This window comes from Deltaproteobacteria bacterium, assembly GCA_016874735.1.
Classification (GTDB): Bacteria; Bdellovibrionota_B; Oligoflexia; order Oligoflexales; family CAIYRB01; genus CAIYRB01.
This window is the reverse complement of the sequence record VGTI01000018.1, coordinates 45,318-69,235: the sequence shown is the minus strand read 5'-3', so window position 1 is coordinate 69,235 and position 23,918 is coordinate 45,318. Positions and strand designations below refer to the sequence as shown.

Below are 23,918 nucleotides of genomic sequence, written 5' to 3'. Positions count from 1 at the left end.
TGGGTTTTCTGTTCCGCAATCAAACGTCGCGCAAGCAGCGTAACAATCTGATGATCTTCTTGACGCCACATATCATTCACGGTGCCGATGATTTGGCAGCAATTTACAAAAAGAAGGTCGACGAGCGGGATGAGTTCCTCCAGTCGATCTTCGGGTCCAGTCACGTCAAAGATGATTTCTATGCGCTCTTACCGACCAAAGAGGACGGGCAGTATGTCCTCGATGAGTCGGACAAAGCCGAGAAGGTTAGACGCGAGCAGATGCTCAAGGAAATCAACGCTGATGGACAGCCACCTAAATATAACCAAAAAGGTGATGACAAAGACGCCGATAAAGATTCAGGTAAAGATCAAGACAAAGAATCTGAACCCAACGCCAAGTCAGACGACAGTCCTACCTATGTCCCCATGTCAGCTGACGAGGGTGGTGGGGGTGGCGGTGACGTCGGTGGCGGCGACGGTGGCGGCGGTGGCGAACCCCCACCACCTCCCCCTCCCCCAGAGCCTGCAGGCGACTAAGTCGAGTCTCTCCAAGTAGCGAGCGAGATATCAATTTATGACTGATGAGAAACAACAACGTGGTGATGTGCCGCAGCCATCTGCAGGTAGCGGTACCGGTGGTAGTCCTAAGTGGACCAACCTCCCTACGGTGTCATTTCGTAAACTACAGCGTAAGACTTTGGGGCAGATCCTCGTTGAATCCGCGGCGATCACTGAGGAGCAGCTCGATGAGGCTCTGAAAAAGCAGTCCGGGACATCCGCCAAGATCGGCGAGATCCTTGTTGAAGATGACCTGCTGAGCGAGGAGGACATCCTGAAGGCGCTGGCCTATCAGCTAGATCTTCCTTATTACCCGCGCCTGCCGACTAACGACATCGACCCTGGTCTCGTGGACAGTATCCCGATCCAATTTTGTCGGGATCACAAAATTCTTCCCGTCGCCAAGGATGATTTCAACGTCACGGTGGCGGTAGCTGATCCTCTGAATATATTTCCGCTCGATGATTTACGCCTTATTTTGTCGACTAACATAAACATGATTGTTAGTCCCCCGGCGGTGATAGAGAACAGTATCAACCGCGTTTATGAGCGATCGAATGATGCCTCGCAGAAGGTACTCGACGACCTTAATGCCCCTGATGTTGGAGCGGATGACGATCTCGAGGAAACACGCGACCTCCTCGAATCCACTGACGACGAAAAACCAATCATTCGTCTGGTCAATGGACTCTTGGCACGCGCTGCTAAAGAGCGGGCGTCCGATATTCACATTGAACCCTACGAAAATGAGATCATGGTGCGGTTTAGGATCGACGGCGCACTGCAAGATAAGATGCAGATTCCGCGGCGTCACGCCTCGACCCTAGCAACCAGGATCAAGATCATCGGTAAACTTAACATCGCCGAAAAGCGGGTGCCGCAGGACGGCCGTATTGCGTTTAGGGTTGCCGGTAAAGATATTGACGTCCGTCTTTCGGTCCTGCCGACCTCGCACGGTGAGCGAATCGTGATGCGTCTACTCGACAAATCTACGGGCGCTAAGCGACTTGAGGATATGGGGCTGGATCCCGAGATCTATCAGAAGTGGGTCCACCTCATCGAGCAGAGCCACGGTATTATCCTGGTAACCGGTCCTACGGGCTCCGGTAAGACCACGCTGCTCTATGCGTCGCTGATGCACATCAACACCTCCGATATCAACATCGTCACGATCGAAGATCCGGTGGAATACCAGCTGGCCGGGGTGGGGCAGGTGGAGGTGAAGGAGAAGATTGGTCTAACCTTTATGGAAGGTCTGAGATCCATTCTCCGCCAGGATCCCGACGTCATCATGATCGGTGAGATTCGTGACGGTGAGACCGCCGGAATTGCCATTCAGTCGTCGATGACCGGTCACTTGGTGTTCTCAACGCTGCACACCAACGACACGGCAACGACCGTAACGCGGTTTCTTGACCTAGGTGTCCAACCCTTCCAAGTATCATCGACAGTCCTTGGGATCATGGCAACGCGGCTCATTCGCAAATTGTGCCAAAATTGCCGCGATGCCTATGATCCGCTAGACGGCGAATTGAAGCTGATGGGCATGACGCGCGATGAACTTGCGGGACGCAAGATCTACCGAGCCGGCGACGGTTGCGAAGAGTGTCAGGGTCTGGGTTATCGTGGTCGGATGGGTGTGCACGAGCTGATGATTTTAGATGACGATATTCGTGATGTGCTCCTGCAAAGTCAGGACTCTAACCGCATCAAGAAAAAAGCTTTGGAAAAAGGCATGAAGACCCTACGTGACTCGGCCATCTTAAAGGTTTTAAATGGCTTAACCTCGCTTGAAGAGGCTTTGGCCAACACGCAGACCGATGATCTGCGCTAAGCGCGGCGCGAAGATTTCCTAGTTAAAGGTGAACCTCTTGGCAATTTTTGTTTACAAAGGCTATGACGCAAAGACCGGTGCTGCTCGCAAGGGCAAGATCGAAGCGGACTCGCCTAAAAATGCCAAGACGCGTCTGCGACAGAAAGACAAGATTATCGTCTCCGAGATTAAAGAAGAAGTCTCGATGGACAAGATCAAGTCTAAGCGCTCGGTCTTTAGTCAAAGCGTCAAGGCCATGGACATAGCCGTGATGACGCGGCAGTTTGCAACCCTTGCCAATGCTCATATCCCGCTCGATGAATCACTTAAGGCCCTGACCGCCCAGGTCGAAAGCGAAGTGCTTCAAGGCACGCTCTCAGCCGTGCGCGAGCAGGTGTCAGAGGGTAAGAGCCTTGGGGACTCGGTGGCGCAGTTTCCGGCGGTCTTTAATCGCCTCTACGTCAACATGGTCCGTGCTGGTGAGAGTTCAGGGACGTTGGGTCTCGTCCTTGATCGCTTAGCTATTTATATGGAGAAGCAAGAGCACGCCAAGGGCCAGGTCATGAGTGCCATGATGTACCCATCGGTGATGATTTTGGCGCAGCTCTCACTCATCGGTTATTTGCTTATTAGTTTGGTGCCTAAACTACAGAAAATCTTTGCCAGCCTGAAGGCACCGCTACCGTGGTACACCAAGTTGACGATCGCCATTTCCGAATGGCTGCAGAACCAGTGGTTTCTCCTACCAGTCATTGGTTTTGGTATTTACTTTTTCACCAAGCGCTGGCTGAGCAGTGATGCGGGACGACGCAAGTTCGACCAAATGGCTCTTAATCTACCTGTGTTTGGTCCTTTGATTATGAGGATGCAGGTGTCGCGATTCACGCAGACACTCTCAACACTGCTGGCCTCCGGTGTGCCGATTATTAAAGCGCTCGAAATTACCAAAAACATCATCACCAATGTGGTGATTGCCGAGGTCTTGGACGCCGCCAAAATATCGGTGCAAGAGGGTCGTAGCTTAGGCCAAACTATCGAAAAAAGCAATCAATTTCCGCCACTTGTGACCCACATGATCATGACCGGGGAGCGCACCGGTCAGCTCGAGGAGATGCTTGCCCACGTGGCTGTTGCCTACGAGGCGGAAGTGCAGCGTAAGATCGAGGGTATGATTTCCCTGATTGAACCTTTGATGATCGTCATGATGGCCGTTTCAGCTGGCGGTATTATCGGCTCGATCATCGTACCGATGCTTTCGATCATGAATCAAATCCGTTAATCTAATATTTATGGTGCGACTGATAATCTGTAGTAAGTATTTGCCCATTTCTCTTATACCTATTTATCTAATGCCCATACCTCTCGCTGAACGGGCCTGAATAAGGAGTCTTGCATGTTACCGATGGGGCGCTTTTTTAAGAATGTGAAAGCTCGGATGACCAGGGCTTTGCAACCTGAGTTTTTGAACCAGGGAGAGCGCGGGATGTCGCTCATCGAGATCATCATCGTTGTAGCCTTACTCGGTACGCTGATGGCCTACATGGTGTCTAACCTGATTGGCCAGTCTGAAGAGGCCAAGAAGGACGAGACCAAGCTGGCGCAAGGTGTCATCTCGCAGGGCTTGCAGATGTACCGCATCCACAACAACAAATACCCAAGCGACCTCAAGGGTCTGCTCACCAATCCTGGTGATGCCAAGAACTGGCGCGGCCCCTATACGGAGTCCAACAAACTCAAGGATCCGTGGGGCAATGATTTTAGTTATGAGTCGGAGGGCGCAACTACAAGATCATCTCGGGTGGCCCTGATGGCACGGTAGGCAGCGAGGACGATATCGTCTATCCAGCCGAGGATAAGCCAAGCGGCACATGATCCTGGCGTTGGGCGCGCGATTTTTTTTGCAAAAAGGGCGACATGATCACAGCTACGAAGGAAGGCCGAAGCCACGGTGGCTTCAGTTTGATCGAAGTGATCGTCGTGATCGCCCTGATTGCCTTTGTCTACACGGTTGCAATCCCGCAGTTTAATCTGCGCACTGGCGCTGAGGTTTCTACCAAGCTATCGCAACTTGCAGGCGACATTCGCAATGCCTACGACATGGCGGTGCTCACCGGTAAGGCTTACCGTATCGTCTTTAATTTCAATTCTGGTGAATATTGGCTCGAGGAAACGGATCGCAGCGACTTCCAGTTGCCGGCTGATAAGATCGATCGGGAGCTTAGCGAAAGTGAGCAAAAGGATGAGGAAGTAGCATTCGACAGCCGGTTTCAGCAGTTTACGGAGCTTGCCGGACCATCGGTCGCCGATCCCAAGGGCGATAAGGAAATCCCACCCACCTCGCCGCTACTCACGGCCAAGTCCAGCTTGCGGCTGCCGTCATGGGGAAGGGTAGACGGCGCCGATTGGAGCGGGCGCACGATCGGCCCCAACCTGATGATCAAGGATATGCAGTGTGAGCACCACGGTCACAAACTAGATTTGAATGAACTGGGTCAGGACGCGCATGCGATGCTCTACTTTTTTCCCCGCGGCTATGTCGAGCGAGCTGTAATCCATGTAGCCTATAAGAAGAGCGATATGGTGCCGGACGAATCCCAGGAGATGTACACCATCACCACCAACCCATTTGAGGGCACCGCCGAAGTCCAGCCAGGATACCGAGATGTCGACGTTTCACAGGAAAAAGAAGAATAAGCGCCCGGGTGAAGCCAGCTTCACGCTGATCGAGACGGTCATCGCTCTCGGTATCATCGCTTTTTTAATCGTCAACGTGGCCGTCGTCCAGGGCAATGCCATTGTATTTTCTGATTACAGTCGCAATGTGGCACAAGCCACCTGGCTTGCGCGGCGCGTCATGTCGCAGGTCGATTATCACTGGCACACCAAGCCGTTTAAGGATCTCATCGTTACGCAGGGCGAGCAGAAGTTTGAGGATTTTGACGAGTACAGCTACAAGCTTGAGATTGCAGAGTGGAAGTTCCCGTTTGTGAAGCTTCTAGAAACGGCGCTGAGCGGTGGTCGGAAAAAGAAAGACAAAGACGACTACGATAGCCGTGTCAGCGAAGTGGATACGACAGGGATGTCGGGTATGGTCGAGCAGGTGGTGAAGCAAATATTTGCCGATGAGCCCATCTTTCTCATCGCCAAGGTCGATGTCTCCTGGCCCGAGGGGGCGCAGCGTAACTCGACGTCGATGACTTATCTCCTGACCAATCAAGCCAAGTTAGACGAGGCCATTCTTGGGCTTAAGGCGGTCCATGAGCGATTGACCAAACCGCCGGCGAAACCAGGTGCCCCAGGTGCGGTGCCACCGCCACCGCCCACTGCCACCGATAATCCGATGGACGCGCAGCCGGCCCCTATCGATAACCCCATCGATGCTCAGCCCGTTGAACCTCCACCCATAGAGCAACCACCAGAGATCCAGTAACGTATGCGGAGTGAGTGAGTTGAAAGATCGAACGTCAAAGTATCAAGGCGCCCAGTGGCACACTGAAGGTCAGGCGGGATTCTCGCTGATCGAGGTGGTCATTACCGTGGCGATTTTGATGACCTTGACCATTGCGGTCGCAGTGATGATGCGCAACGGTTTTGACGTGCGGCAGGGGCTGTCGGATCGGGCGCGCGTGCTTCACCGGCTCACTGTGAGCATGGAGAAGATCGGTAACGATCTACAGCACACGATCTACGTTTCGACGAGGGACGGCGACCGCAACGGCATCGATCGGACGGTGAAGACCTTGTTCAAAGTTGAAAAGTCAGGCGTCAACGGTGATAAATTGTGGTTTACCACCATGACCCACCAGCCTCTGCTCTCCAATTCCTACGAATCCGATCTAACTATGGTGGTCTACGCCCTAAGAGATTCGAAGACTGCTCCAGGTCGTCAGGATCTCTACCGCGCTGAGACACCGGTGATTCCTCTCGACATTAAAGAAGAGCCGACGATGCGCGTGCTCGCGTCGGGAGTTAAGTCGTTTATGGTTGAGTGCTGGAATGGTGATCGTTGGTCCAAAGACGGTTGGGATACTAATCGATCGGAAACTCGTGCACTGATTCCGCGTCTCGTTAAGATTACCATCGAAGCTTATGTTCAGGATCGGTTTGATGGCGACGGGCAAGATCCGGCACAGGCGGATTTACAAACGGAAAAAATTAATTCGGTCATCTATCTGACGCGCGCCATAGAATTTGCCGAGATCAAAGAACGTGACAAGAATATAAAGTGGGGGACGCTATGAGTGCTCGTCCCTCACCCAAGAAACGTTGGCCCAAGCTTTACTTTGGGTTTCCTGTCGTAGACGAGGATGCTGCGGCGCCGCAGGGTAATCAAAAAACAGGCGATGGGCGGCCACGGGAGCGTGGGATTGCGCTCCTGATCGCTATCATGATTGTTTCGATCATGATGCTTTTTACGAGTGATCTCATTTTGTCATCACGCGTCAACGTAACTTTAGCTAATCAGGTTAAAGATAACGTCAAAGCCGAGTACATGGTCAAGTCGGGAGCCAATATTGCTACGCTGCTCCTGTCTGCCGACTGGGCCTATAAATTATTCATGGCGCAGCAAGATCCTAAATCCCAGTTATCCACCGGTATCGGCGATATCTGGACAGTGATGAACGGACTGCCGCTTGGTGGAGAGACGGCGGAGATGTTGGAGGGTTTTCAAAAGGAATTTAATCTCAATGCCGTCATGGACGGTGATGTCCTATCCAAGCTTAAAGAGTTTGATGGGATGTTTACCATTAATGTTAGTGATGAATCGCAGCGCATCAATGTCAATAACTGCTTTAGCGGCAAGTGTAGTCAGGTCATGCTGATGCTCGAGGCTCTCTTCTCCTGCCCAGCGGAAAAGCAGTTTCTCGAGCAGAAGAAGCTCAATCCGCGGGAGATGGCCTACCGGATCAAGGATTACATCAAAAAAGATCCAAAGGCTGACGAAGCTTCGGGCTTTAACGACAAGAATGAGCCCTACCAAAGACGCCAGCCCAAGCAAATGGCTAAGGCAGCACCACTGGACTCGATTGAAGAACTGCGCATGGTCGAGGGGTGGGATGCCGAGATGCAGGCAGTCTTCGGGCCCTACCTGACGGCCTATCCGTTCCAGCGTGGATCGACGGACAACAATAACTTCCAGCTCAACATCAATACGGCGCAGCGAGGACTGCTCCAATGTCTCTTTCCGGAGACCCGCGGTGACTGCGCTGAGAAGGTGGCTCTGGCGATCAAAAAGCGGGACGAGGATTTTTCCTTGCTTAGTCAGCCAGGCGAAAAGATGGCTGATACGCTAAGGAACCTACTCTGTTATGCCGGTGGTGACAACAACGGTAATACGGGCGAGGCCACCAACCGCGGTGCCTGGTTTAAGCAGTATAGTATGACGTATCGCATAGAGGTTGAGGGGAGTGTTGGGGGAAGCACCAAAAAGCTCATCGCAGTTATAGAACGTGTCATGCCTGATCAGAAGAAAAGCGAGCGGCTTGCCTACCGTCTCCTTTACTGGAAGATGATCTGATGAGAAGATCTAACATATGAGAAACTCTAGGAGATAGTCTCGGATGCAACGCATCATCGGACTTGATATCGGAAGCTATTCGATCAAAGCGGTCGAGATCGTCAATACGTTTAAATCGTATGAGATCGCAAATTTTTACGAGAATATTATTCCCCATGTCGAAGACCTTGACCCCGACATGGTCATTCCATCATGTATGGAACAACTTTTTCAGCAAAATGATCTGCAGGCCGATCGCATCATTACGGCTATGCCAGGTCAGTATATTTCTAGCCGTGTCATGTCGTTTAGCTTCTCTGATCCGCGTAAAATCGAAGCGGCTATCATGGCTGAACTTGAGGATGCCGTACCGTTCAATATGGACGACATGATCATCGACCATCAAGTTTTAGGGTCGATGAAAGATATGACGGTTGCTTTGGCCGTGATGACGCGCAAAAACTTTCTGCGCAGTTTTCTCGAACATTTGCAGCGCATCAACATCGATCCCAAGCTCGTTGATGTCGATAGTTTGGCATTTTACAACTTAGCTCCCTACATTGAAGCCGAGCCAGGTCAGTGCTACGCCTTGGTCGATGTTGGTCATGAAAAGACCTCTCTCTGCATTGTTCAGGACGGCGTGCTTCGGATGTTCCGCTCGATCAATCTCGGCGGACGTTATCTGACTGAGTTTCTCGCTCGTGATCTGGAGATTCCATTTGGCGATGCGCAGCGCGTCAAGCACAGGGTCTCGCAAGTGCTTTGTGACGGTGAGCCTGGCGCCGACCTGAGCGGTGATGATCGCCTCGTAGCTGAGCGCACTACCTTAGCTGCCAACGCTATAGTTAAAGAATTGGGGCGTACATTTTACGCCTTCAAAAATTGGGAAAAGACGCCGCTCTCCGGGATCTACATTTCGGGCGGGACGAGTAAGATCAAAAACTTCGACCTCTACTTGCAAGAGCAACTCGAGATCCCAGCTAAGCATAACCGTATCGATAAGACTGATCTGAAACTCAGCGCTGATCTCACGGAACATCTAGCGGTCATGCCCCAGAGTATCGCCATCGGCATGCGCGCAGTGGGCTCGGCGCGCCGCCATTCGCAGATCAACCTGCGTCAGGGTGAATTTGCTTTTGTCCAAAATTATGAGGCGCTACTCAAAGGGTCGGCGGTTGCTTTCCGCGTGGTGGCAGCAGCCATTGCCATTATGTGCCTTAGTTACGGGATCAAGTTTTGGTTTTATAAGCGGCAGATTGAGGCGCTGCGTGCGCAATATTTGAAAGAGTATGTGCAGATTTTCCCGTCCGCCAAGAGCCAGTATGTGGCTGGGAAGTACACGTTTGATAAGCTGCGCAATGATTCCCTACAAAAACTGCAGAAGGAAATTCTCACTAAGAATAACGCCATTACCAGTTTTATCGAGGAAAACGCAGAAAGCCCTGCTTTAACAATCCTTAAGTCTTTGAGCGAGGCCATTCCCAAAGAGCTCAAGCTAGATGTCACCCTGTATCAGTTCAACACGCTTGCCGCCGGTGGCGGTAAGTTGGTGCTCCGCGGCGAAACAGATAGCTATGCCTCAGTGGATAAGATCTTAGATGCCGTCAAGACAGCAAAAATGCTGAAAGACGTCGAGAGTAAACAATCAAGCCCCAAACCAGGCACTGATAATAAGGTGATCGAATTCACGATCAATGCTGATTACGCCGGTAATGTTGATACCGCAACCAAGGCGTAAGTCGTAGTGAGGATGACGGAGAGTTCATGAGTGCTCTTGCAACATTTACCGACAGATTGAAAAGCCAACTGCAGATTAGCCTCGGGTTAGCCAAGCGGCAGATTTTTGGGGCTAATAACGAGAAGTTGGATTTCCTTATGGACAGCTTTTACAAGCTGTCGCCGAATCAGCGTACCGGTGTTCTTGCCGGTGGTATTGTGGGTGTCTTTCTTGTAGTCGTTATGATCTTTGGTTTGTATTTTTCGTTGGTCAATGGGCTTAAGTCTGATCTGTCACAAAGTTTTGCCGCTCTTCATGAGTTGCAGTCAAAAAAGGCCATGTACGAGCAGGAAAACCGCAACTTCGAAAAACTAGCCGATACCCTGGAGCGCAAGACTAAGCAGGTAAGTTTAAAGCCATTTTTTGAGAAAATTGCTAACGAGCAATCCGTCACTCTGGAAGGTCTTAGCGACTCGCAGTCGCCGCTGCCAGCCGACAACCCTTTGTCCGACCGGATCAAAGAGGTGAGGGTTGAGATGCGGATGCCTAATATCTCGATTCCGCGCCTACTGAGCTTCCTTGTCGAGGTCGAGAAGTCGAATAAATATCTCCGTGTTCAGGATCTGCAGATACGAGCCCGGTATGGGACCAAGCTCTATTTTGACGCCCAGTCCAAGGTCCGTGGCTACGATAGCAACAAATAAACCAGTCAATCGTTACAAGTTAAGACGCTGTGACGGTGTCTCAAGAGAGGGTAGGGAGTCCTATGGCTAAGCAGACGCGAAGAGCACTTCAGATCACTCTCATGGTGATGCTCTTTTTCGTTAGCTTTAACTTCTTTATGCTTGTGACCTTTCCCTACGAGGTGCTCAAGGAAGCAGTAGCAGCTCAGCTCACTAAGGCTACGGGCTACACCGTGCGCATCGGCGGGATGGGTCCTGCCCTACCGGTGGGATTCGCCGCCGAGGATATTCATATCGAGACGCAGAATGGTACGGCATCCCTGGATCTTAAGGGCCTCAAGGTAAGCGTGGAACTACTGCGCCTTTTTACCGGCAGCCTCGGCGTATCAGGCCAAGCTTTAGCTGGTAAAGGCAGTCTCAACGTCGCCGTAAGTTTTGGTCTGATCGATATGGCCAAAGGTGCGGTGGCGCCCAAGCGTCTTGCCGTCGAGGCCAAGAACTTTCCCCTCGACGGCATCGTTGGCTTCGCTCTCAATATTGCTGCCTCATCTCCTGATGCCAACCCCATGGTGGCGCCTTTACTGGCAGCAGTCGGGGTATCCGGTCAGCTTAACGGAACGGCCGATTTTAAACTCGATGCCAAAAATCCGGTGCAGTCCACTGGGCAAGCCGATCTGAAGCTCATAGGTGCAGTCTTGAAGCTGAGCCATCCCTCTCTAGGATTACCGGATCAGGCCTTCAGTAAAGCCCTAATCAAGGCCAAGGTTGAGAACGGCAGTGTCGTGATTGACCGTAGCTCGGGCTTTGTCGCCGAAGAACTTGAGCTTCTGACTGACGGCAAGATCCTCCTCAAACCCGACACAGGGTCATCGCAGCTCGATATGAAGATTATGTTTAGACTGAACTCGGGGCTGAAGGAAAAGTTTGGCTTCCTCATTGATGCCGTGACCGGAAGTGCCACGAGTGAAGGGCGCCTGACGATGCAAGTTAGAGGCTCTCTCGATGAGCCGGCAGTGACAACGTTTTAAAAAAGGCACCGTAAATACGATTAGGTGCCGCAGCCATTTTGATGATCTTTTGAAGTGTTCCCGATTACTTAAGTCCATCCTGTCTAGACCTACCTTTGACATTGTTTATAAGCATGCCCTAGACTGTTATATAGACCATAAAATCATAACTCTTGTCGGCTTTAAGCTATGGCGGACTTTGCACATCAGGTGCGGTGTATCTTGCGGGTCTATAGAGACCGCGGCGCAGCAGCTTTAGCGAGTTTGACGGCAGGAAAGATTGACGAAGGTAACACATGGTTAAAGCGTCGCACCGCAGCATTTCACAATCTCCGGGTGGTTGAGACGCGACTGGCAACGGGATCGATCGAGGAACTGGCCGACGACCCCGAGGTTCAAGAACTCTGGCAAGACATCAGACAGATCGATAGTAAACTCCAGGCCGTCATCAGTGAATCCCAGTCAAAGACCGCGGAACTAGTGCGCAAACTGCAAATCGCCCGCCAAAAGATCACTTGTTACCGCTCCGGTGAGCCCGAACCCTCGAGATTTGAGCAATCAGCTTAACCATAGTTAGTAGTCTCCCCCGACCTCAAGGAGGTTTCCATGGTGTCCAACAGCGGAGTACAAAAAAAACTGGCTCTCGTTTACGGCACGTTGCCGTCAGTCGAGGAAATCGATCAGTTTCTTTTGACAGCATCCGACTATGAGGTCACGGTCGTTACCTCGGAATCCATAGTCGGCTACCTGACGCAGACCAGCCGTTACGACCAGCTGACGTGTATAGCGCTGCCAGACCACAGCGAAAATACGACCTACCTGCCGGGGCTTGAAAAAGTCCTGCAGGGGTTTGACCTCGTGGTCGTCAAAGAACGCCTCGGGATGTATGCCTACCAAGCGGTCAAAGCGAAATGGCGTAGCCGATTCCGTCTGATCATTTGGGTAGATAACTTGACCCCTATGCCAGGCGAAGATATTACCCACATGCGCACTATCCGCACGGAAGTGGGTAACGCTGCTGACGCGTTCTTGGTCCAAACAGAGGCGGCACGGCAAGCACTCCTCATCGAGGGTGTCGACACGCAAAGAATCCTCAGCTTTTCGCCATTTGTTGAGCAGCGAATCCAACGCCAGGCCAAGACCAGGGCACGAGCTATCGCCAATCTCGGTCTTGCCGATACTGACTTCGTGATTGCACACTTCGGGCAGATTGAGTGGGAAGAGTCGCTTCTGGACCTGGTCCACGCGATGAAGCTTATCGAGTTTAGCGATAAGTCGCTGGCAGGACGGATGAAGCTGGTGTTCTGCGGCATTGGTAGCTTCTCAGCTGAAATTCGTGACCGTCTTGTGACGCTGGGACTCGACCGCCAAGCCGTCTATGCCGCACCGAGTCGCGATGCCTTCCACGAGGTGCTGACCGCTGCTGATTGCTTCTACTACTCACCGATTGCGTCGCGTGACCGCGTCGACGGCGACCCTTATCGTTTGATGATCGCTACAGCTAACGGTGTGCCAGTGATCGCGGCGCGGGGACCACTCGTCGAGGAGACGATCGGTAAACATCGCTTTGACTTCTGTCCGGGGTCACCGGAGTCGCTCGCTAAGGCCATCCGGAAAGCCGCCGCCACCCAAAGTCTCCGCATTGATATTGCGGCAAAGAATTTGCAGCAGCTCAAGGCCGCTAAGCCTCGGGTGACCAGAGAGATGCTCGAGGTGTTCTCGATCGTGAACCGCCAAACGCCGACGATCGACGTCAATGCCCTTGATCATCAGGTTCTCGAGGTCGAGGCGCAAGTCCATGCCAAGCAGTACCTGGCTGCAATCGATGTGATCGAATCGATCTTCCAGCTTAAAGATATTCCTATCCATCATAAGGCCAACCTCTACCGTCTGATCGGTGATTGCTTCACCAAATTGGGTGACGGCGAGGCCGGCAAGCAAGCCTACCAGCAAGCCATTGAGCTCGATCCTTATGCGTCCCGTGCCTTCATCGGTCTCGGCACCATCAGTTTGACGCGTAACTCCTTCGATAGCGCTGTCCTGCAGTTCCAAAAAGCCGTCAGCTTGGCGCCGGAAGACGAGATGGCGAACCTCGGACTCGGCCTGGCATTCCAGGGCATGGGTGAGCTGAACGAAGCCAGTCGCTGGGTGGTCAAGACTTTAGAGTGTAATCCGGAAAATACGGCAGCACTGTTTACCCTTGTGCAGATCGCTAGCGAGCGCGGCAAGTTTGCGGAAGTCCAGCAGGCACTGGCCACCTATATCGGGCTCCACCCACACGATCACAACATGCTCTATACGCTTGCCGTCATTAAGTTCAAGGTGGGTGACAACCAAGCGGCCAAGAGCTTGGTCGAACGTATCGTGTCCATTGATCCATACAACGAGCGTGCGCAGGCTCTCTCGCAGCAAATCGCTCGTCTCACTGACCCAACCGCAGGCACATTAAACGCGTGATATGCTGAAACGAATTTTTATAAACAATAAAAAGGTTCCGGTCCCAGTACCGATCCGGTCGCTGCGCGAGGCGCTCGACTGGGTTGATACGACGCTGGTGCCGCCCGGTCACGTGATCACCCGTGTCAGTCTTAATGACATGCTGATTGCGGATCACGGTGATTTAGGTGCTGCCGGGAAAGTGCCACTGAGTGAGTCCACCAAGCTCGAGCTTCAGATCGATTCTCCTGCTGAACTGACAACACAGACGCTCGATGCCATGCGGAATCTGGCGAGTGCCATCACCGGTGGGCTAAAGACCTTGGCGGTGGCATGTTGGCAAACCAAGGCGCAGCAGAAACCCAACGAACTAGACGGTATCGCCGATGATCTCAATCTGATTTGTGAGTTACTGGACCACGTGAGTGGTCTGGTGGATCGGTCGCATCCGGAGCTTGCGGCTATTCAGGGAATTGGAGGCCTGATGCGGCGCATCATGGCGCAGGTGGCCCTGGCTCGTGCCAATTCCGACTGGAAGGCTTGTGCTAAGTTGCTCCTGAATAAATTAGAGCCGCTGCTGCAGGATCTGTCGAGTGAGGCTGAATGCCTGCAGCATCGCATCGTTGTGCAGATGGACAGCACACTCCTGGCCCGGGCCGGTAGCGGTGGCGCTAAGCCTTAACCTCTTAGCCCTTAGTGGGCTCGGCCAGCGGTGACTTACGCTTTTCGTGCCGAATCTGACGCGCCTGCACCACAAAGACCACGCTTTCGGCAATGTGCGAACTAATGTCGGCGATACTTTCGAGCTTGTTGGCGATGAGCACCAACTCCAACCCTAGCTCGACATCGATCTTGCCGGCGCGAACCTGCGCAATCATGAGCTGGCGTGCATGTTTCTGCAATAGATCGACCTCCTCGTCCTGGTGCGGCAAGCGCTCGGCCAGTTGGGCGTCGGTGCGCTGCCAAGCAGCGTGCGAGAGATCAAGGAGTTCCAGGCACTTCGCTATCATGTTGGCGATCAGATCCCAGCCCTCCGGCATGGCCGTCTTGAGCTGGAAGCTAGTCGCTATATGCCGCGCTACGTACTCCGTACAGTCGCCTATGCGCTCAAGATTGCTGGCTATTTGTACAACCTGCATGAGCGAGCGAAAATCTGGGCCTAGCGGCGCACGCAATTCGATAAAGGACCTGGCACGGCGGTTAAGATCCAGTTCGAGGGAATCGATGTCGCGGTCCCTCTCGACAATCTGACGCAGTTTGACCACGTCCTCATCGGTGGCGGCCTTTTTTAGCTCGCGCAATTGATCCCGCACATTGGTGCTAAGACGCTCCAAAAGTGAGTGAATCTGGTCGTATTCTTTGGCTGCTAGGTTGAGTTGTTTCATCTCGGCCCCAAACTTTTTGGCAATAATACCATGACTCACATGGCTCCCCATGTAAAGCAGTTCCTTAGGATAAATCGCAGGAATTTCGCTGTGCGCACTAGTCTTTTAGGGTCGCGTACAGCTATGATGTGGTCAGAGTTTGTAGACAATGTCAGCTTAAGGTCGCCTGGTTTTTGCCGACACGGATAGCATAGGTACACTCTGCTATGAATGGGCCATCCCGCATGAACCTCCGCTTGGTATTTTTGACCGGCTCGATCCTTTTGAGCCCTTCTGCAAAAGTTGGATTTGCTGCGGCACTTCCCGACAGTTATCCCCTCAATCGAGCGGCGTCAGGTCCGACACCCGTCGATCCTAGCTTTAGTGCTTGGCTGGCGCTTCACGCGAAAAAGCCATCACCGCTTGAGCTTCCAGAGGATCAGTTCACGGCCATGCTGGCGAGCCAGGATCAGATCACCACTGCGTTCCTCAAACTGGCGCGCATGAACACCCCTGAAATCAATGACGACGAGGACGAGGCCGCCGAGCTTGTCGGTCCACCGCGCAATCTGGCTCCTAATTTTAAACCTCCAGAGTCACGCCGGCAGGTGGTTGAGGGAACCTTCAAGATCCTCAAAGCGTCGGGCGATCTTGCCGGGAGCGCTGCCGATAGCCATCCTCTTTTACCATTTCTTTACCTGAATTTGCTGAAATCGCCCGAGCTAGACGCTGGTGAGCGTGCGGCCATAAGCCAGCGATTCAACCAAAGTGCAGCTGGGACCTGTGCTAGTAAACAAAGTCTTTTGGTTGATCTTACCTCTGATAAATTAACGCCTCTCAATGACGATGATTTACGTGCACTTTTGCAGCGGATTGATCGCTACAGGTCGCGTGGTTTCAAGCAGTTGGCGTTGAAGCGGGTGATCCTTAATTTACCCGAGCCCCGGCGGCGTACCGTTGGCGACAGTATTTTAGCTGTGGCGCAGTCGTATCCGGCGCTGGTTGCGACGACCCCTTGGCTGAGTCAATTGGCTGAATCTAGCGGTAAAACCGTGGATTCTCATGAACCGGAAGCAAGTTTCAATAAGGCCCGGCAACTTGCCGGGAAAAAGCAGTGCGGCAAGGCCAAAGACCTCATGTTAGGTGGACTGCATATTGCTAAAGGTCTCAGCTCACTGACTGATGCCACGAATACCGGTAAGGTGATTGATGGATGTTTTCGCGCCCAAGATACCAAGCTAAGGGCGGAGTTCTGGCAGAATATCACCAAGGCGATGAGCGATACCTACGGATTCGACGGATGGGCGGAGGCCCGTCTGCGCCTTGGCTTTATCGACTGGTCACGCAATAAATTTGACGAGGCACGTAAGGCCTTTGAAGACGTTGCAGCTAAAGCCGCCACTAAATATAAAAAGTACGAGGCGCGAGCTGTTTATTCGTTGGCACGTATCGCCGAAAACCAGGGCGAGCTGGAACGCGCTGCTGTGCTTTATGAAGACTATTTGTCGCGATTTGCTAAAGAGGAAAATTATGACGAAGCCATGATGGCGCTCGGTGTCAATTTGGCTGGCCGCGGCGAGTGGCAGAAGGTCTTAGAGCCGCTCAAAGGCCTAATTAACAGCCAATCCGGTATGCCTGTTGACGAGCGCTCAGCATCATCGCTGTCATTTGCCTTATTTTGGTCGGGGCGAGCCTACCTTGAACTCGGTAAGCTTAGCGAGGCTAGCGAGATGTGGCGTCGCGTTGCCTCCGAGTACTATTCGACCTACTACGGAGCCCTTGGTCACTACATGCTGGAAAAGGTAACAGGTCAGCACCTAGCTATGCAACCAGCGCGACTACCTCGGTTTAGACCTGAGATGCTGCAGGAGCCATTTTCCTCTCCTGATCAGCAGAAGATTCGGCGAATCGAAGCGCTGATGCGCATTGGTTTGCATCACGATGCTGTCTGCGAGATGGAAGAGGTCGATATCGCGGACGGTAAACCAGAGAAACTAATAGTCAAAGCTCTGGTTACCTATGCTGCAGGTAAATGGTTGGACGCAGTGAAAATCTATGATGCGCTACCGCGTTCTTTTAGGAGCAGTTTGCCGGCCGGTTTTGAGCGCATACTGTATCCGCAAAAGTTCGCCGAGGAGGTGCGGGCATTTGCCGCGAAGGTCGGGGTGGATGCTGATTTTGTGTTTGCCATTATTCGGCAAGAAAGCGTGTTCAATCCGTTAGCAAGGTCACCTGTCGGCGCCCTAGGACTCATGCAGATTATGCCGCAGACGGCGCAGCTAGAGATGCGGCAGGTGGGCTCGGATTATATGGGCAATGATGTGAAGAAGGCGGTCCTGGCCAGCTTATCCGCTGGCAATGGACTCCTGACGCCTGACGTCAACTTGCAAATCGGTGTGCATCACGTGAGATCACTGCTCGACAAGTATCTCAGCCCGATCTACCTGCTATCTGCCTACAATGCCGGCCCTGCCGCGGCACAACGTTGGATCACCACGCTGCCGACGCGCGATCCCTTGGTCTTTGTCGAACGCATTCCTTACAAAGAGACACGCGGATACGTAAAGCTAGTGCTCAGAAACTACTTTTATTACAAGCGCCTTTACAATGATGCTAAACAGGATCTGCGCCATTTTGATACGGTGGCCGATGCCCTAGTGGCATCGGTGCGTTCGGATCATGCCGCCGCCGCGGCGGTTGAGGCTGAAAAGCCTCCTAAATCGTGATTAACTGATTCAGTTAGTTGTTGGTGAGAATCTCTCATGTCGCCGTTATGCGTGCTCATGTCACTTCTTCCGGCAATGAGTTTGTAGCATGATCGCCGCCTCAAGATGAGGAGGTGGTCGTGAATAAACAAAAAAAATTTTTAAAACTTTGTCCAAAAGGTCACAATCAGGTGATCAAATTTGGATATTTTTTTCGTGAAACAGGTCACTTAGGGCGGGTTCAAAGATATTTTTGTAAGGATTGTGCATCTTCCTTTTCTGATCAAACGGGAGCGCTAACGTATCGCGAGCGTAAGCCTCATTTAACACAGAAAGTTTTGCGCCTAGCGATGGAATCTGTTTCGCAGCGCGGATGTGCCAGACTTCTCGGCTGTCGGCCGATTACCGTAGCTCGTAAGATTATCCGCATTGGTAACCGGGCTGAGCTTCATCTCAAAGACCGACAGGCTAAAAACATTGCAGCTGGCCAAGAAACTACGGTGATATTTGATGATATGGAAACTTTTGAACACACTAAGTGTAAGCCGATCTCGGTTTCCCTAGCGGTGGCAGCATCAAGTCGGCAAGTGATTGCAATTAGTGCCGCAGAAATGCCAGCAAAAAGTACCCTAGCTAAGCGGGCTGTAAAACGCTACGGACCGCGTGCGGATAATAGGCCCGAATCCCTCCGTCGGGTTTTGAATGAGGTTAAGAGGCTCTGTCCCAACTTAACATTACTGAAATCGGATTGCTGGCCCAAATACCCCGTCATCGTTAAAGAGGTATTTGGGAAACATATGCCTCACGAGCAACACAAAGGACGACGCGGATGTGTCGTCGGCCAAGGTGAACTCAAAAGAGGTGGTAGGGATCCACTCTTTGCCCTAAATCATACATGCGCTATGTTTCGCGATAGAATCAAAAGATTATCGCGACGTACATGGTGCACGACAAAGAAAATCGAACGCCTGAGGCATTTACTCAATATCTATGCTTGGTGGCACAACCGCATGCTTGCACCGATCCGAGGACCGATACGCATGGATTGATCCGACCCTTCTTCACCAACATTTAACTGGATCAGTTAGAAGGGGCAAAGCGATGCGGCGCCGCCTGGTCACAGGCCTCCGTTTTGAGGCAGTGCTCGTAGATCCGCCGGATATGTGGCAGGTCTTTGAGGTCGACGTCAAATCTAAGGGCATTGTAAACCTGCGGAACTAAACATATATCAGCGACAGTTAGGGAATCTCCAAAGCTACATGTCCCAGGTTTACGTTGGGCGAGGAGTCGCTCGTAAACAGACAGTCCCTGAAATATGAAGTGCTGCATGTGCTTACGTCGCTCACTCTCAACCGGGACAAAATATTTCATCAGGCTAGGATTCTGCAGGGGCTGCGTCCCAGCAACTATCTTTAGCGCCAACTGTTTCACGTACAGTTTGTCCAGAGGGCTCGGCGGATAAAGAGGCGGGCTAGGGTAAGTCTCGTCCAACCAGTCGATGATGGCTAGGCTCTCGCTGAAGCTACGGCCGTCAATCACTAACGTCGGTAACTGCCCGGATGGATTAATCGCGCGATAGACGACTTCTTGATGCTCGCCACTAAGAATGTTTATGGCTACGGGGGTATAGGCGATTTTTTTCAGTGCTAAGGCCCAGCGCACACGCCAGGAACAGGAAGAGCGCCAGTAGTGGTAAAGGGTCAGTTGCATAAGGAATCATCCCACTCGTTCGAAAAAAGCCAAATTAGCGCCGCAGTTTAGCCGTCTGGCAAAGTCCTGTGGGCCCACCTGATATTGGCATCAGCCGCGCGCGGGCGCAAGCACCCGAAGTCACTTGGACTGACGCCAACTCTTGTCAGTTGCCAAGGGCGAATTTGCCAATTTCGAAAAAAGTAATTCAATAAAATTCAATGTTTGTCTTAATTGCCCTCATGATTTTAGAGCTTTGGCCGATCTTCGGGGTGGAGGTCGGTGGTCATGACAGCCCGTAGATTCGATCCATCTTCAACGCCAGTAACGGTTGCCTTAGTGCTCCTGCTCAACGGTCTATTTTATACGGCCTTCGTAGCGGGCGAGGACAAACCGAATGCCGTCGCGCCAACGACCGTCAGGCGTACCCTGGCGGCGAAACCTTTAGTTAAGGCACCTAAGGAGCCGAAAGGCGTCGCTACCGCAGATGCCGATTTTGGTAAGCCCCTAGAAGACGAGCCGGCGCCGCTACCGCCACCCATGGATATGCCTGCACCACGCGCGGCAGCCCCTGGTGGTACTGTGCTTTGGACGGAGCGTAAACTCAGCGAAGTATCTTTGAGCATCCCGGCTAGCTTTGGCACCGGTGTTACGACGCGGACACGGGGTAAGGTAAAGCGCGATGGGGGAGACGATCTGCCATTCGTTCGCGTGACTGTCGAGGGCGATGATGAGATCCACGGTGTCCCCGTCCTGAGTGATGCTGGCAATCCAACGCCTTACATACTAATCAAAGATATTTTAGGCGATACCAATGAGCATCGACGGATCGGTGATCTTTTGAATCTGACAATTACCAGTGCTCAACCCCGCACCCGTCGCAGTCCAGGCAAGGTAGGCAATGGCTCGCTGCATTTAAGTTTAGGATCGTTGACCGATCTCAAAACACGTTCGCCGCTGACCTTGCACCTGGCACCAGGGGGGTGGGAGTCCAATCCTGCGTCGGGGTCGTGGCTTGCTTTGCCGCCATCGCGTGAGGGCAATGACACGATCTCCATTCATCTGCAAAGTGGCGAAGATCTCGATGTGTTCCTGCCGCTGATTCGGGCAGCCCAGGGAATGACCGCCGTACCAGGTGGCACGGTCGATCGCTCTCAGGAGGGTTACTGTTTCGTGCGTCGAGGAGAGGTTGTGGCGACGATTTGGGGCGCACCTCTTGCTACTGAAACTTGGGCAAAAATTGCCTCGGGCCTAAAAGCCTCGCTGATCTATCGTGGTGCAGCCTCGGCCTTTATCATGTCACCACGGTTCGAACCTGAGTTTCAGAAGAAGCTAGCGCAGACCAATGCTATCGGAAACGAGCCAATTTACGTCTACGATGCGCGACCTGGCGATGGCCGTTATCCCGTGCTCCCCGGAACCTTGCTGGCTGAGCCCGAAATAGCGGCATATCTGCAGCATGCCACGGGACTGTTCAATCGTCCGGTGCAGCTCATGTCGACGTCGGCGATGCTCGCTCACTAAGCAAATGACTCACACCAGCTCACTGGGGCGCGACCACTGGTGGCGAAGGCTGGCGTGGGGAACGTTCAGGCCTAGCTCGTGACTCCAGTAGCACCTTAGTGCCAGCTGGGATCAGGCTGGGAGTGGTCGCCGAGACGATGCGCCACACGGAGTAGTGACCGAGGGAGCGGCTAAGCCGCAGGAACGCAGTAGGTACGCCGGTCTCTCTGTTTACCGATGCTCTGGTCGCTGAGTTGCCTATGGCTACGCCGTGAAGCAGCTTGGCCCCAGCATTGAGATCTGGTGTTTGCAAAAGGACGTAGGGACCCTCGTGGGAAAGCACAATGGCATCGTAGCCGAGCATTTCTCGGAGAGCTACAGCCACGTCTTTCGCGTCTTCTGCTTTAGGTAGGCGTTCCAACTTCTGTGCGACCGTGTCCAGTTGGCCGTTAGTGTCTGGGCGAATCAATGCCATCGCCTCACTGCTGCCGGGTGGGGGGATGATCAAAATAGCCTGAGATCCCGTAGCTTGTAGTAGGGCCTTTAGGCGGCGCGTCACCCCGCGCCCTGCCCAGGCGTGTCGCCTGTTGATCACGTCGGTCCAGCTAATGTCTTCAAGGCTGGCAACGTCCAGAAAATGGAGACTCTGTAGCATCGTCCGATCAACGGGCGATACCTGTAGCTCGCCACGGTCGGAGGGTAGGGCTTTCAATGTAATAACGCGTCGTACCAGTGGACTGGAGGCTGGGAAATTCATGCGCGCCAACCAGTTTAGTGGATCGGGGGTAGCAGATTCACTGCCGCCACTCGTCTGCTGTTGGCCATAGTCCTCTGCTGCGGCTAGGGGCGCGTGTGTCGCCATCAAGAAGGGCGCGCAGTATAGTAGCTGACGTAGCAAGCTTGGTTGCTTCACCATGACAGACTCACCCCTCCACCAGCGAAGGCAGTGCTGTAGACAAATTTAAGATCAGACTTCGTCCCACCAGTCTCATTGATGGTGAGGTCTTCGAAGTAGTCAAAGGCGAGTAGATTCCATCGAATGCTGTTACTGATATAGCGTAGCGGACCGCCCTTGATGTAGAGCTCAAGCCCAGTGCGGTTTGCAGTGAGCTCGTTTGCCGCACCGTCGGCAGTTTTTTCCTTGAGCAGCGTCATGTCGCGCGAATGGAAGAGCCTAGCTAGATAACTCGCATTTTCGATAACACCATTAATCTCGAGACCGAAGTTTTTGAGGCCACTTGCCTTGTATTCACGCGTCACAATATTTTCGTTGGGCATCGTTATAGGCAGGCGCGAGGTGATGCTCCATAGCCCGGCCTTGGGAATGACCTCAATCCTGTCGATCAGTCCTGTCAATCTGTACAGGTACGCCCAACCCACATTGTAACGGGACCATGTAATACTGAAGACTTCGCCCTCAATATCCCGCTTATGATCGGGCCAAGAGTCAGTGTAGAGGCGGAGGCCGTTGAACCAGCCACGATGGAATTCGCTGGTAAAGCTCACGACGGACCCCGGCGAGAAGAGGGCCGTTGCCGAATCAATCATTTCAAAACCGTAGCGTAGAGACACGAAGCTTTCGCTCGTAGCCACACGCGGAGGCCTGTTTTCCCACGAAAAATGCATGGGTCCCTCGTCCTGCGGGGCTGACATCTGCGCCGGTGCTTGCATCGGTGCTGCCATTGGCTCGATGGGCGATGGAGAAATCGGGCTGGGTGCGATCGGGGCTGCCTCCGCCACCGGAGCTGGTGGCTGGATTGGGGCAACTTCGACTTGTGGTGGGGCAATCGGCTGCTCTACCGGAACTGGTGGTGGTGCGATCGGTTGCAAAGGCACTTGGGACTCGACCGGTGAGGAAGGCGCTGGCGTTTGTGGCATCGGTGACTGGGCCATCGTCGTTGTCTGAGCCAAAGGCTGTATTAAAGGCATGGGGGCAGTCTGCGTCAGTCCGGGTAAGCGACCTGGCCGCGGTTCGTCGGAGCCGTCGATGATCGTTTGCCCGCGGTGGCGTATCGAAATCAGGAGTGCTTGAGCTCCGTATTCGGGACCAGGGCGGCGCTGCGCATAAACGATGGACTCACGCGTCACACCGCCGCGGTCGACCCAATCAAACACGCGGTCACTGCCTTCGATACGCGCCGCCCCGACCACATGCGCGGTCCACAGGCCCGTTTCGGGTTGAACGCCCCAAGTAAAGAGCTGGAGCGACGTTGGTGCTGCGGTCTTGCCAAGTTGGTTGGCATCTTCAGGTCTGAGCGCAGTGGCTGGCAACGGTAGGCGCGTAGCGGCCGGAGCGGTATCGAGAACAGCGGCGGCGACGAGTTTAGAGTAAAACTCATCGCGCATCAGATACTGCCAGTTCGGGGGAGCGGGAAAGGCAACGGAGCCAGCTTCGATCGCTGGAGCGACCAAGGCAGCGGCTGCTGAATTGGTGAGCTTATCGGTGGCGAGCATCAAGCGCACAACTAAACGATCTTGTGTTTGCGTGAATTCAACTGTCCACGCTGGATCCGATTTAGGCTCGCGGCCCCCAAAGAACTTTTGACCGATCGATGTGAAGCAGCCAAATTCGTCAAAAAGTCCGGTGCCCCAAAGCCCGTAACCAAGCAAAAATGAGTGTCCAAATTGTTTACAGGCCTCAGCGGCGATGGTGGCGTTGGTCCGATCGGTGTCGGGATCCCGTGAGGGGGGCATTGGCCACAGTACCTTTAGGTACCCGGTTTGCACAGGCGTGGTTAGGACGTCAGAGGCGGTTGGGCTGGACCCCGAAGTACCTAGTGAAGACGTCGGTTTACGCCCTTGTGCAAGGACCGTGCCCGGAAGAGAAAAAGCGGCACCGAGAACCAAGGGCAGGAGCCCGGTCCGTGGGTAGTGGGATACGCCTGGCGGTGTTCGCCTCAAGGGCCGCTCGTCTGTGATCGGGAATTGTTGGGATTAATCAATATTATAGCACCTGCAGTCACCG

The 23,918-nt window shown here is 53.2% G+C and carries 20 protein-coding genes; 16 read left to right on the top strand and 4 right to left on the bottom strand.

Features of this window, described 5'->3' with window-relative positions:
• Positions 1 to 555: 555 nt before the first annotated feature.
• The 13 genes from gspE to FJ146_09680 all read left to right on the top strand — a co-directional run bounded on the left by gspE (position 556) and on the right by FJ146_09680 (position 14,374).
• A complete protein-coding gene (gspE, locus tag FJ146_09740; protein MBM4252241.1) occupies positions 556 to 2,373 on the top strand; it encodes a type II secretion system protein GspE in 1,818 nt (605 codons plus the stop codon).
• Positions 2,374 to 2,410: 37 nt separating this feature from the next.
• Complete coding sequence (locus FJ146_09735) at positions 2,411 to 3,631, top strand: type II secretion system protein GspF (GenBank protein ID MBM4252240.1); 1,221 nt, start codon at positions 2,411 to 2,413, stop codon at positions 3,629 to 3,631.
• A 114-nt stretch (positions 3,632 to 3,745) separates the two neighbouring features.
• Positions 3,746 to 4,171: a prepilin-type N-terminal cleavage/methylation domain-containing protein gene (locus FJ146_09730; GenBank protein MBM4252239.1), complete on the top strand. Its 426-nt coding sequence runs from the start codon at positions 3,746 to 3,748 to the stop codon at positions 4,169 to 4,171.
• 95 nt (positions 4,172 to 4,266) lie between these two features.
• Entirely contained in the window at positions 4,267 to 5,046 is a 780-nt protein-coding gene (locus tag FJ146_09725) for a type II secretion system protein (GenBank protein MBM4252238.1), read from the top strand.
• Positions 5,015 to 5,782, top strand: coding sequence for a hypothetical protein (locus tag FJ146_09720; GenBank protein MBM4252237.1), 768 nt, complete (start codon positions 5,015 to 5,017; stop codon positions 5,780 to 5,782). The genes FJ146_09725 and FJ146_09720 overlap by 32 nt, the downstream gene beginning before the upstream one ends.
• A 19-nt stretch (positions 5,783 to 5,801) precedes the next feature.
• The gene (locus FJ146_09715; GenBank protein ID MBM4252236.1) at positions 5,802 to 6,593 is read left to right on the top strand and encodes a hypothetical protein; all 792 of its coding nucleotides are present in this window, start codon (positions 5,802 to 5,804) and stop codon (positions 6,591 to 6,593) included.
• Positions 6,590 to 7,870, top strand: a complete 1,281-nt coding sequence (locus tag FJ146_09710) for a general secretion pathway protein GspK (GenBank protein MBM4252235.1) — start codon at positions 6,590 to 6,592, stop codon at positions 7,868 to 7,870. The genes FJ146_09715 and FJ146_09710 overlap by 4 nt, the downstream gene beginning before the upstream one ends.
• 43 nt (positions 7,871 to 7,913) lie before the next feature.
• The gene (locus FJ146_09705; GenBank protein MBM4252234.1) at positions 7,914 to 9,587 is read left to right on the top strand and encodes a hypothetical protein; all 1,674 of its coding nucleotides are present in this window, start codon (positions 7,914 to 7,916) and stop codon (positions 9,585 to 9,587) included.
• Positions 9,588 to 9,613: 26 nt separating this feature from the next.
• Positions 9,614 to 10,270, top strand: a complete 657-nt coding sequence (locus FJ146_09700; GenBank protein ID MBM4252233.1) for a hypothetical protein — start codon at positions 9,614 to 9,616, stop codon at positions 10,268 to 10,270.
• A gap of 62 nt (positions 10,271 to 10,332) precedes the next feature.
• The gene (gene gspN, locus FJ146_09695; GenBank protein MBM4252232.1) at positions 10,333 to 11,277 is read left to right on the top strand and encodes a type II secretion system protein GspN; all 945 of its coding nucleotides are present in this window, start codon (positions 10,333 to 10,335) and stop codon (positions 11,275 to 11,277) included.
• A 201-nt stretch (positions 11,278 to 11,478) separates the two neighbouring features.
• Entirely contained in the window at positions 11,479 to 11,823 is a 345-nt protein-coding gene (locus tag FJ146_09690) for a hypothetical protein (GenBank protein MBM4252231.1), read from the top strand.
• A gap of 39 nt (positions 11,824 to 11,862) precedes the next feature.
• Complete coding sequence (locus FJ146_09685) at positions 11,863 to 13,713, top strand: tetratricopeptide repeat protein (GenBank protein ID MBM4252230.1); 1,851 nt, start codon at positions 11,863 to 11,865, stop codon at positions 13,711 to 13,713.
• A 1-nt stretch (position 13,714) separates the two neighbouring features.
• Complete coding sequence (locus FJ146_09680) at positions 13,715 to 14,374, top strand: hypothetical protein (protein MBM4252229.1); 660 nt, start codon at positions 13,715 to 13,717, stop codon at positions 14,372 to 14,374.
• Positions 14,375 to 14,378: 4 nt separating this feature from the next.
• Here FJ146_09680 and FJ146_09675 read toward each other — a convergent pair whose 3' ends face one another.
• Complete coding sequence (locus FJ146_09675) at positions 14,379 to 15,128, bottom strand: hypothetical protein (GenBank protein MBM4252228.1); 750 nt, start codon at positions 15,126 to 15,128, stop codon at positions 14,379 to 14,381.
• 155 nt (positions 15,129 to 15,283) lie between these two features.
• Between FJ146_09675 and FJ146_09670 the strand changes: the two genes are divergently transcribed.
• Positions 15,284 to 17,782: a tetratricopeptide repeat protein gene (locus FJ146_09670; protein MBM4252227.1), complete on the top strand. Its 2,499-nt coding sequence runs from the start codon at positions 15,284 to 15,286 to the stop codon at positions 17,780 to 17,782.
• 119 nt (positions 17,783 to 17,901) lie between these two features.
• The gene (locus FJ146_09665) at positions 17,902 to 18,810 is read left to right on the top strand and encodes a hypothetical protein (GenBank protein MBM4252226.1); all 909 of its coding nucleotides are present in this window, start codon (positions 17,902 to 17,904) and stop codon (positions 18,808 to 18,810) included.
• Between the two features lie 31 nt (positions 18,811 to 18,841).
• On the opposite strand, the gene maiA is transcribed toward FJ146_09665, so the two are convergent.
• Entirely contained in the window at positions 18,842 to 19,471 is a 630-nt protein-coding gene (gene maiA / locus FJ146_09660) for a maleylacetoacetate isomerase (protein MBM4252225.1), read from the bottom strand.
• Positions 19,472 to 19,738: 267 nt separating this feature from the next.
• Between maiA and FJ146_09655 the strand changes: the two genes are divergently transcribed.
• On the top strand, positions 19,739 to 20,974 hold the full coding sequence (locus FJ146_09655) for a hypothetical protein (GenBank protein MBM4252224.1): 1,236 nt from the start codon (positions 19,739 to 19,741) through the stop codon (positions 20,972 to 20,974).
• Between the two features lie 19 nt (positions 20,975 to 20,993).
• Here FJ146_09655 and FJ146_09650 read toward each other — a convergent pair whose 3' ends face one another.
• Both FJ146_09650 and FJ146_09645 read right to left on the bottom strand, forming a co-directional pair.
• On the bottom strand, positions 20,994 to 21,869 hold the full coding sequence (locus tag FJ146_09650) for a hypothetical protein (GenBank protein ID MBM4252223.1): 876 nt from the start codon (positions 21,867 to 21,869) through the stop codon (positions 20,994 to 20,996).
• Entirely contained in the window at positions 21,863 to 23,854 is a 1,992-nt protein-coding gene (locus tag FJ146_09645; GenBank protein MBM4252222.1) for a hypothetical protein, read from the bottom strand. The genes FJ146_09650 and FJ146_09645 overlap by 7 nt, the downstream gene beginning before the upstream one ends.
• Between the last annotated feature and the right edge of the window lie 64 nt (positions 23,855 to 23,918).

Coding starts and splice junctions, on each gene's coding strand:
- gspE (MBM4252241.1), top strand. CDS start 556: ATGACTGATGAGAAACAACAACGTGGTGATGTGCCGCAGCCATCTGCA.
- FJ146_09730 (MBM4252239.1), top strand. CDS start 3,746: ATGTTACCGATGGGGCGCTTTTTTAAGAATGTGAAAGCTCGGATGACC.
- FJ146_09725 (MBM4252238.1), top strand. CDS start 4,267: ATGATCACAGCTACGAAGGAAGGCCGAAGCCACGGTGGCTTCAGTTTG.
- FJ146_09720 (MBM4252237.1), top strand. CDS start 5,015: ATGTCGACGTTTCACAGGAAAAAGAAGAATAAGCGCCCGGGTGAAGCC.
- FJ146_09710 (MBM4252235.1), top strand. CDS start 6,590: ATGAGTGCTCGTCCCTCACCCAAGAAACGTTGGCCCAAGCTTTACTTT.
- FJ146_09705 (MBM4252234.1), top strand. CDS start 7,914: ATGCAACGCATCATCGGACTTGATATCGGAAGCTATTCGATCAAAGCG.
- FJ146_09700 (MBM4252233.1), top strand. CDS start 9,614: ATGAGTGCTCTTGCAACATTTACCGACAGATTGAAAAGCCAACTGCAG.
- gspN (MBM4252232.1), top strand. CDS start 10,333: ATGGCTAAGCAGACGCGAAGAGCACTTCAGATCACTCTCATGGTGATG.
- FJ146_09685 (MBM4252230.1), top strand. CDS start 11,863: ATGGTGTCCAACAGCGGAGTACAAAAAAAACTGGCTCTCGTTTACGGC.
- FJ146_09680 (MBM4252229.1), top strand. CDS start 13,715: ATGCTGAAACGAATTTTTATAAACAATAAAAAGGTTCCGGTCCCAGTA.
- FJ146_09675 (MBM4252228.1), bottom strand. CDS start 15,128: ATGGGGAGCCATGTGAGTCATGGTATTATTGCCAAAAAGTTTGGGGCC.
- FJ146_09670 (MBM4252227.1), top strand. CDS start 15,284: ATGAATGGGCCATCCCGCATGAACCTCCGCTTGGTATTTTTGACCGGC.
- maiA (MBM4252225.1), bottom strand. CDS start 19,471: ATGCAACTGACCCTTTACCACTACTGGCGCTCTTCCTGTTCCTGGCGT.
- FJ146_09655 (MBM4252224.1), top strand. CDS start 19,739: ATGACAGCCCGTAGATTCGATCCATCTTCAACGCCAGTAACGGTTGCC.
- FJ146_09650 (MBM4252223.1), bottom strand. CDS start 21,869: ATGGTGAAGCAACCAAGCTTGCTACGTCAGCTACTATACTGCGCGCCC.